The sequence below is a fragment of the Microcoleus sp. PH2017_35_SFW_U_B genome (assembly GCF_020737865.1).
Classification (GTDB): domain Bacteria; phylum Cyanobacteriota; class Cyanobacteriia; order Cyanobacteriales; family Microcoleaceae; genus Microcoleus.
On the sequence record NZ_JAEQDE010000113.1, the window covers coordinates 24305 to 35233 of the forward strand.

A 10929-nucleotide genomic window follows, 5' to 3' on the forward strand; every position below is an offset into this window, starting at 1 on the left:
TACTGTTAAAAATAGGAGAACAAATAACCTGAAATTTTTTCTTGTAATTTGGCGCACAAGTTTCAAAAAGAAAACCTCGATCGCACTGAAAAATGTAACCCTTTTTCTTGCCATGTCCTCTGCCTCGAATTCACGTCAACTAAAGGAATGCCCCAGTAAAAACTTGCTGCAAGGCGATCGCTCATTTCCCACCGCAGTCCCGCCCCCACAGATACCAAAGTTTGAGGGTCAAAATCCTCTCTACCGGAGCTGTTCCACACCGTGCCTGCATCAATAAAAGGAGCAATTTGAACGACTCCTAACCCTCGATCGGACCTACCAACAATCGGAAATCGCAACTCGGCTGATGCGGAAATTCCGTTATCGCCCAAAAGTAGATCCTGCCGGTAGCCTCTCACGCTATTGAAACCTCCAAGACCAAATTGCTCCAGAGGTAAAAGCGCTCTATTTGCTAATTGCAAGTCGCTGCTGGCAAAGACAAAAGTGTCTCTTGCCAAACGGCGAACCCACTGCGCCTGTCCCCGCCATGCCAAAAATCTGCTGTCAGGAGCTTCACTGTTAACAGTAGCATTAAAAGCACTCAATCCTAAGCTAAATTGCGATCGAAACGCTAATAATTCTTCATTACTTCGCACCGTCCAATCCTGAAAGAATCGCAGGGCCGAGATGCGCGATCGCCCTTTTTCATCGGCTCCTGGAGAGAGGGGGAAATCTTCGCCTAAAATTGAAGTGCCACTTTCCCGCCGAGTTGCAGTCAAACCGACGGCAAATTCTTGTCTGGGAGTCCTCAATAAAGGTTGGCGCATCGTAATGTCTAAATATCGCGCCGCTGCTCTGAGATCGACATCTTCAAAAGGCGGTTCGACGACGCGATTTGCAGTTGTTCCTGCTGCTACCTTAATCGTACCGTTATTCGGATTTAAGGGCAATGTATAACTTAAATCGAAAGCATTGCTGCCGTCGGTATTCGTGTAAGCAAGGCTCAAATCATCTCCCCGGCCCAATAAATTTGCTTCGTTCAGTTGCACTTGGCGGCGGACAGTACCGACGCTTGGAGCTCGGCGGTTATCGATCGCTACTTCGACACTAAAAGTTTGTTCCTCCTCGAATTTAACTTCTAAACTGCTTCTGTGTACCTGCGAACCGGGTATCAATTCAGCGGTAATCTTTTTAATTAATGGATCGAGTTCGAGCAATCGCAGAGCATCTAGCAGGCGAGAAACTTGTAAAGGTTGCGATGCGATCGCCAAACGGCTGCATACATAATCGAGGTTGAGGCGTTGCCTTCCCGTCCGCCTCCTGACTCGAATTGATTCTAATCCGCCTTCGACAATTTTAATAATAACTTCTCCAGGAACGCCCCTATTTTGCAATCTTTGATTTGGTTCTTCGCTGGTAGTAGGAATGTAGGCAAAAGAGTTAATATATCCTCTTTGATTGTAAAACTTTGTGACTTCCGAAATTACTTGCTGCAATTGAGCAAAAGTAATTTGTCCTGCTCGAAATCGATTAGTAGTGCTGTCTAATTCTAAAAATTTTCGGGTAATTTCTCGATCGAGAGTTTCCTGACTAAAAACAGTATTGCCAACAAAGCGAAAATTAGCGATCGAGATTGCCTCGATCGCCTCATCAGTTTTGCTATCTTCCGGCGTTGGAGTTGCCGTTGGAGTTGCGGGCGATCGATCTGCTGGCGGCACTGGGATAGAACATTCGTAAGCTTCACCGGTATCGGAATCGGGTTCAGTCTTTCTTTCTTCCAGCGTGGGAGAGGGCTCTGTAGGTGGCAGGTTTTGCGGGTTTTGCCGGGAAGGAGTGGTTTGCGGTTCTAAAGGTTCTGCGGGATTGGGTACTTGAACCGTCAAGTCTGGGCCGCCCGGATTCAACTCTCCTGCTGGTTGCAGTAGAAGAGTTTCCGCTTTCAGCGGCCAAGCCGCCAAGCTGCTTGCTAACAAGCCCGCACTCAACGGCAGCCAGCGATCGCCCCTGTTCCGGTTTCTGTTATTGAACATCGCAGGCTGGGTGGGGAATAACGGGACTTTGCAGCGGCACCGCAGCAGGATAAGCAGTGAAGATGACTTCTCCTTTGCTGTTAACCGCCAAACCTCGGGCTGCCTGGATGGGGCGAGAAGCGGGGCGAACCGCTTGCTGGGGTGCGGCAGTTCTCGATCGCCCTTCGACAGGCGGTACAGCGTCAGCTAAACCGACGGTTGCAGAGCCGCCACTGAGCGTTTCCCCCGGCTTGGCAGGCAAGCCGCGCCCTGTTCTGGTAAAGGTTCTATCTTCTCCCGGCCGCCGTTGATTGGGACAAATTTGGGCGATCGCATCGGGATTGGCGATCGTCTCTGGTAGCTTAGCCACGCCTTGGGTGGGGTCTGCTTCAGGGGTGTTGAGGAGTATCTCGCCGTCGAGTTGCGGGCCGGCCAGGGAGGTAGCGGTGATGTCGCTGGTGAGGTTGGAGGCGGGATCTGTGAGGCGGCGCGATCGGGCTCCGAAAATGCCTTCTGGGGCTGTAATTTCGACGCGGCCGGCTTCGCGGTTGACTGCATTGGCTGTGATGTCGCTCTTGATACCGGCAATTAAGGCTCTGGTATTGATGTTGATATTGCCGCCCCTAGCATCGCCGGTGGCGGTAACGGTAATGTTGCTGTTGTCGCGCATCAGTAAGTAGTTGGACGCTTGGAGGTTGATATTGCCGAAGTCACCGGATCTAGTTTCTGCCGTAATGGTTCCTCTGTCTAGTCGGATGTTGCTGGCTGTTACCTTCAGGTTGCCGGCAGAGCCCGTACCCCTGCTCCCATCTACAGCAACACTTGCCCCATCCCGTACCCTCAGCAGTCCCGTATTAATCGTTACACTCCCTGCTTCTCCGGTGTCCGTTGTCGCTGCTGTCAAACGGCTGGGCAAGCGCCCATCAGCCCTGACTATCCTGACTAAGGGAGAAGCTCTTCCTGGTACGATCTCTGGAACGATGCCGGAAGTTCCAGTCACTTCAATAGACTCCGAGGCATTGACTGTAAGAGAACCTCCCTTTCCACCTGCGAAAGTATCTGCTGATATTGCAGCTCCATCCCGAACAGTTAAGCGCCTCGTTGTTACGGTTAGGTTATCTGCATTGCCAGCATTAGAGTCCATTGCTCTCCCTGTGGACTGGGTGAACAAGCCACTGGGAGAGCCGTCTGTAGCCGTTCCAGTGAGTTCAACATATTCTGTGGCATTTATAGTTAAAGTCCCTGCTTGCCCGCTACCTTGAGTTGTTGCTAATACCTGACCGCCATTTTGAGCAATTAAGCGCCCTGTTTCAATGCTGATATTGCCACCGCGCCCACTACCTGAACTGAAAGCCGATATTCCAGACCGATCTTTAACAATCTGCCCGGACGCTTGAATGAGTATATTGCCTGCATTCCCCGTACCATTGGTGGAAGATGAAATTTCACCTCCATCTCGCAAAATCAACTCTCTGGTGGAAATGGTCAAATCTTGTGAATTGCCAGAAGAACCAGGCTCAGTTTGAGTTGCCAAAACGCTAAAAAATTGACCATCTGCCGATCGCCCAGTCACTTCTATAGACTCGGAAGCAGTGACAGTTAACCTTCCCCCGGAACCCTCTGAAAAAGTAGTTGAGCCTACCTGTGCCCCATCTCGTAAAATTAATCGACCGGTGGCGATCGTTAAATCTCCGGCATTTCCTGTTGCCGGTAAAGTTTGCCCCTCTTCAACATCAACTTGAGCAAATAAGCCACTGGGCCCATTGCCATCAGCATTAGTGCCACTCAATTCTATGGAATCTGTCGCTGTGACGGATAAATTCCCACCTCTGCCAGCCCCGTAGGTAGTCGTATCTACATAACCACCACCTTCAGCGATCAACTGTGTTGCTTGAATCGAAACCGTACCCCCGTCTTGGCTGCCGCGAGTCTGAGAAAGAATTCCTGAGTCCTCCGTCAGTACCACCCGCCGCCCCTGTACTTGAATAGTACCGCCACCTTCACCGCTAGCACTTACAACAGCACCCTGTGACAATTCAATATCTTGGAAGTCCCGGACACCTGCATATCCCAAAGCGAAACCTGAGTCATTGAAAGTCAGGCCAACTAAACTGTTAGCACCGACACTGCCAAGTTCGATTCGGCCTCCCGATGCTGTCAAAAGTCCACCTGGAAGCGCTATGTCGCCGCCCACTAGCGCTAAAGTTTGACCGAGTGAAACTTCTAAACCTACGGGGTTCTGATTTCCTTCGCCACTGTCTTCAACAGCAGAAACGGCTACAGAGCGATCGACAATTTGACCGGGATTCGGACCAAATTGCAAGCTAGTCGGAATGCTGATAGTTAGCAGAGGAGTTGTTTGGGGATTGGTAGCACTGAATGATGTGCCGTCAGCGAAGTTGATGCGATCGGCTGTAGTGCCTAGAAACGAGCCACCGATATTCAGGCTGGCATTCGGGCCAAAAATAATGCCGTTGGGGTTGAGGAGAAATAGGTTAGCGCTACCGTTGGTTTGGAGGATGCCATCAATGTTAGAAATTGACCCGCCAGTGACGCGAGTGAAAATATTTTGAATCGTATCAGCGTTGTTGAAAAATGCTGTGCCACCAGTGGGGACGGAAAATTCCTGAAAGCTATGGAACAGGTTGCGACCCGCTGCTGTGCCGCCTTCAATGGTGAAGGTGTTATCGTTTTGGGTGACGGTGGAGTTGAGCGGTAAAGTGTCATCCCGGACAATTTGGGCAGTTGCCAAAGTGGGAAAACCACAAATGTAAAAAAGAATACAGAATATTTTTAATTTTGTTTTATTTTTCACGGGGGATGCAGGATATAAAAACGGGCGATCGATGAAAATATTAAGATGATTAGTCCTGGAGGCAGAAACCGATTTTTTTTACAAAAATACCGCACTCCCGACCTTGAATACTCATAAAAAACCTGGTTTTTTTAGTATTTATATGCAAGTCCTAGTTATCTTACAACACAACGAGCCGAAGATATAGCAGTCGCTAAGGCGCTTTGGTCACTGAGCGTAGTCGAAGTAGGCATTTCGACCCTTCGACTACGCTCACATAAGTAGGTTGGGTTTAAGAATGAGCCCTCCGCTTCGCCCAACACCTTCTTCTAGTTGATGTTGGGCGGAGCGTTTAGCGGAGGGTTCTCTTCGTTCAACCCAACCTACAGATCTAACTACGGATATTATTAAGAAATAGGTGTAACTGTAGTGCTTATATTTCCAATTGCACCTACACCTAAAACTGTAAAGCTGCCTTCAGTAGCAAATGTCGAACCTGCAAAAGCAGTATCAATTGCTTGTACGCTCCAGTAATAAGTACCCGGTCTGAGATTTTTCAGCGTCCAATTTGTGTTTTGATTGACATTGCCCATTTGAACTACTTTGCGAGTGCCATTGCTATTAGCCATCGGAGACATAATATCTGAACCTCCAGGAGTTGTTCCTACTCGCAGGTTATAAGTTAAACCTGCTTGCGGTGTTTCAGCATCAGTAGCAGGACTCCAGTTTAGGCTGACAGAATTACCATTAACTGAAGAGATAAGTCCAGCGGGTATTACCGGAACAGTATTTACAGTGAAAAGGTTGTTTCTGTAAACTTTGGTACTAGCAGAGGGAGAACCCAAGCGATTGCCAGCTAAAAGCAGATCCAAGTCGCGATCGTTGTCATAGTCTCCCCAACTTACTGAACTGCCAAAAACTCCTTGTAAGTTGGTACTAATATCGGTAAACCTGCCGCCATCATTGCGGTAGAGTTTTGAGATTCTGGATGGCGAAGCACCTGTCAAAAGAATATCTAAGTCCCCGTCATTATCGTAATCTCCCCAATCTACAGAGCTATAATAAGCTCCCTGCAAGCCCGCTTGAATCTCCGTGAAACTGCCAGCATCATTGCGATAAATCTTAGCAACCGGAGATGAATTGCTCGGCGTTAAACCAGTCAAAAGTACATCTAGATCGCCGTCATTGTCATAGTCTCCCCAAGCTGCATCACCCGAAAAAACGCCCGTTAATGGCGCACCTATATCTGTGAAACTGCCATTATCGTTGCGATAAATCTTAGAGATATCTGCTGAAACTGAACCATCAGAATTACCAGTTATGAGAATATCGAGATCTCCGTCTTTGTCGTAGTCACCCCAATCTGTTGAACCCTGCCAAACTCCCTGTAAATTTGCGGCTGTATCTGTAAAACTACCGCTGTCATTACGGTAGACTTTCGCAATCTTAACCGAGGAACCAGAAATAATGGCACCACCTGTCAGAAGTATATCGAGATCGCCATCATTATCGTAATCTCCCCAATTTGCTGAACTATTCCAAACTCCTTGCAAGTTAGCACTGACATCCGTAAAATTACCGCCATCGTTCCGATAAACTTTCGAGACTGGATTTGAGGCATTATCCAAACCTGTTAGCAGAATATCAAGATCGCCATCTCTGTCATAATCTCCCCAATCGATCGAACTATTCTTAACTCCACTCAAACCAGCGTTAATATCCGTAAAGTTGCCGCTATCGTTTCGGTAAACTTTGGCTACAGAATTCGGACCGTTTGTGCCTGTCACCAAAATATCTAGATCGCTATCGTTATCGTAATCTCCCCAAGCTGCCGAACTGTAGAAAACTCCTTCCAAAGTAGCATTAATGTCGGTAAATAGTTCTGTGGATGCTGGATTAGCTGCGATCGCAATTCCTTGAGAAAACTCCGAAGTGTTATTATTTGCGTCAGTAGCAGTAGCAGTAATAAATTGACCGATGGGAACAGCCAACGGTAAATTAATGGCGACAGCCGCATTACCACTGCTATCAGTCGTTACATTTTGGAATCCAAGGAACTTCTCTCCTTCTCCATAGCCACCACCACCTAAACCAGAGTCATCTAAAACCTTGTTAGAGAAAAACTCTACTCTGAATGTAGTATTGGGAGTGCTATTTATCTTACCTTTAATAGCCGTATTCCCATTGCTAGAGATAGCAGAAGTCAGCTCAGGAAAATTCTGGAAGTTGTTAAAACCTGTATCGCTATCTCCTAAATCATTCACGGTCAATCCATTATCTCCCAGATCGATTCCTAAGCGATCGCTCCCAGAAATAGAATTAGATAGAATAGCATTGCCAGTTGAGCCATCACCTCTAAGATAGACACCGTTTTTACCGTTACCGAATATCAAGTTTGATACCCCAACTGCTGTCCCACCAATAGTGTTGTTAGAGGCACCCAAAATAACAATACCACCATTTGTATTTCCCAATTTTTGAGTACCCGTGAGATCGCTACCGATATAGTTGCCTTGAATGAGGTTATTGCTAGCATTTGCTCCCTCAATGTAAATGCCAAGGCTATCGTTACCAGAAATGACGTTTCGGGCTTTAACCGTTTGACCGCCAATAATATTATTAGAAGACCAAACTGATATGCCACTATAGCCGTTACCTAAATCTTGAGTACCAGTTACATCAGTACCGATGAAATTTCCTTCAATGATGTTGCCGCCATTATCACGCAATCTGATAGCATCAACACCAAAACGGTTAATTGTTAATCCTCTAACCGTACTGTTGCCAGCAGTGATATACAAACCATCCACTGGTACATTACTGCCATCTAATTCTATTACTGGTCGAGTTGAATATCCCGGCTGACTGGTTCCATCAATAATCACTGAATCGGTAATCCGCGGCAGTGGCGATAGCGGCCGAATGGTAAAAGCGTTGTTGCTGGTGTTGTAACCAGGATCTGTAGGAGGAACTTTGAATATAACTGTATCCTTGCCCGGATTGCTATTAGCCCAATTTAAAACTTCTCGCAAACTTCCTGGCCCGCTGTCTTTGGTATTGGTAACAACATTGGGTGACTCGTCTAGTTCCAATCCGTAAAGATTGAGCTTCCAACTATTCCAATTACCTTTCAATTCGTTGCCACTTTTATCAATAACTTGCAACTTCCATTCACCTTTTGATAACTCACCCCAGTGTCGGACTGAAATAAATTTCCACTCTTTTGAATCTGGCGATAATCTATCGCTAGTGTTTGATTTTGGGATATCAGGCATGGTATTTGCCAATACTGATTCAGTGCCATCTGATGAAATTAGTTTCACTGTAAAGTCACGCCACTCGGGATGCTCAGCAGCAAGAATTACTTCTGCTGTTTCGATAATAATATTCTTGGTAATTGTAGTCTTAGCTTCTATTCCTGCTACACTACCATCAGGAATCGCTTTCATCACATTCTCCAAGTCAGAAGTCACTAAAACTTGCTTTCCTACAGGTGTCCAATTAACCGCAGCTTTAACCGCAGCGGCGGCATCAATCGCACCAAAGCCTTGTTCGTAACTCACCCAAAATCCTGCTTTATTCTGCTCCCATTTGGGTTTCCCTTCGCTATCTTTGCCATTGAGGTCATTTTTCTGAGCCGTCTTGGCTAAAATATGTTGCTCATCACGCACAGTTAGTTTAGGATTAGCTTCCAGCATCAAAGCGATCGCTCCAGAAATCACAGGCGCGGCCGCAGAAGTTCCTCCAAAATCGTCATCATAGCCACCAGAGCCATTTTCAAAAATATCTGTTGTGGTAATCCCTTGTGCGTTATTAGGATCGTTATTGTCGGAGGATGCTGAAATGAAAATTGCCGAGCCGGGTGTACTGTAAGTGGTGTGATTTCCTGCTGGATCGATTGCACCTACCGCTATCGCATTACGGGAACTACCAAAACTATTATAATTGACATTCCCGTTAAAGTTCCCTTCATTCCCACCCGCAAATACATAGGTATTTCCCAACCCATTTCGACCTTTGGTAACTCCTGTTTGCAAGGCTTGCAGAGCTAAAGGTTGCCGCCTCATGTATTCAGGACCCCAACTGTTATTAAAAATATCGATCGACTGATTGCGATTAGATTGTCCCGGTTGTGTCTGAGGATCGAATAAAGCATCAGCAATCTGTTTTCCTAAAGGGTCAGCCTCGTAATTTAGTGGCTCTGTATTACCAAATAGTCGCAGCCCTGCTAATTTCGATTCAGGAGCTACACCCATAATCCCTTTACTGTTTTCACTGGCTGCTGCAATTCCTGCAACCGCAGTTCCGTGAGGGTTAGCAGTGTTAATTTGTAATGTCCAGCGTTTCAAAAGTTCTTGGCTAAGCTGGCGCATTTCGTCTGCATCATACTCATCGGGGTTGGGATTCTTAATTTCTAATTGCCAATTCCCGCCCGCATAACTCCCATAAAATTGACCTTGATTTAGATTGAAACTTTGAGAGCTACTTCCAGTCAATTTTAGCGGAACTTTTTGCGAAAACTTCAGATCGTCCAGACCGGGCCACCACCATCTTGCAGGAGAAATAGGGCGTCGATAGAAAAGGCTGAACGCAGATTTGTCAGGACTGTAGAGAGACACTTGCAACTCTTCAATTTTTGGTAAATTAGGTGGTAGAGATTGACTGAAATCGAAGGTAGCCTGAATATCTTTTACCATCCCTGTCAAATTTACAGGAAGAGAGAAGTTAATACTATTCCAACCATTTACTTTTGGTTGTGAAAGATTGGCTGTAAAGCCCTTTGTGGATGTTGGCGATGGATCGCTATCTTTATCAGTAAAATCCCAACTCAAATTAGGGTTGTACCGGCTTGCTAAATCTGGGTGCTTGTATTCCAAGCCATCATCCACAATTGCAATAGTCGTACCCCTTCCCCGCACTGTTTGAGAAGTTGCAGGATTAATTACATCCCAAGCTGCGGGGAGATTCGCGTTTTTTAAATTCCACTGGTCTTTGTATAAAGTTTCCTTCGGCTCGTACAACAAATTTAATTTGACAGGAACCTGCGGGTAAGCATATTCTACTCCTCCGATTGTTGCTAGCTGAGCCTCCACCTCTTTCGGATTTCTTCCCTGTGGAAATTCCCAGATAAAAGTGTTGGGAATGTGGCCGGTATCTCCCCGATCGATCGCCCCAATTCTAGCTGCTAATTCTTGGGAAGACTGTCCGGGTGTCAGCCATACAACCCATTCCTTTGTTTCTGCTAAAGCTTCTGGCGGATAACTGTCGATATTTGCAGCACCAACGATCGCCAATCTGACTTCATCAGACAACCCATCTTCACCCGGATCGCTAATCAGCGCAAACTTTTGACTCGCAACCGGGCTAGCACCACCTGCTTTATCATAGGCGATCGCCGATAATTGATAGCGCCCCGGTGCTAAACCGCTCAAATTATCACTAAAGTTAAATCGGCCGAACCCATCACTGTCAGTGGTAAATTCAGTAACATCATTAGCGATTTCAATTTTCTCACCACCTTCTTTTTGGAACCAGAAATCGACTTTAGCAATATCGCTGACTCCTTCTGTATCAAAAACCTTAGCGCCACTAAAGCTAATTTTTTCACCCTTGGTATAGAGAGGTAAAGTTCTAAATTGTAAATCCCCCGGCGCACTATTGACTAACAAATTGCGACTCGCTTCATTGCTAGCTGCACCAGATTTATCGTAGCCGATTGCCTTCAACTGATATTTACCCGCCGATAACCCACTCAACGTGTAATTAAAAGTTGCCCAACGATTGTCGGAACTGTCGGGAGTAAAAGTAGTAACATCATTAATATCTGTCCATTCTCCCCCCTCTTTCTGCAACCAAAAATCTACTTTGGCTAAAGTATCAGCTCCATTAGCATCAAAAATTTTGCCATTTGTTAGCGGAATTGCCTCATTGGGTTTAGCAATATTTGGCAGGCTAAATTGCAAATTTTCTGGCGATCGGTTAACCGGAGTTGGAGTTGGCGGTGTTGGAGTTGGAGTTGGCGGTGTCGGAGTTGGGGTTGGCGTAACTGTAGCTTCTTTGACAATAAAGCTTTTGAGTACCGTCTCGCTGGTAGCGCCTGCTTTGTCATAGGCGATCGCCTTTACCTCATACTCCCCTGCACTTAAA

At 46.4% G+C, this 10929-nt stretch carries 3 protein-coding genes; all 3 read right to left on the reverse strand.

Going from position 1 to position 10929, the window contains the following annotated elements; genetic code table 11:
• Nucleotides 1-62: 62 nt before the first annotated feature.
• Nucleotides 63-2009, reverse strand: coding sequence for a ShlB/FhaC/HecB family hemolysin secretion/activation protein (locus JGK36_RS28030; protein ID WP_293197287.1), 1947 nt, complete (start codon nt 2007-2009; stop codon nt 63-65).
• Nucleotides 1999-4740: a filamentous hemagglutinin N-terminal domain-containing protein gene (locus tag JGK36_RS28035; protein WP_293197289.1), complete on the reverse strand. Its 2742-nt coding sequence runs from the start codon at nt 4738-4740 to the stop codon at nt 1999-2001. The genes JGK36_RS28030 and JGK36_RS28035 overlap by 11 nt, the downstream gene beginning before the upstream one ends.
• Nucleotides 4741-5189: 449 nt before the next feature.
• On the reverse strand, nt 5190-10929 hold a 5740-nt coding region (locus tag JGK36_RS28040), incomplete at its 5' end, for a S8 family serine peptidase (RefSeq protein ID WP_293197291.1).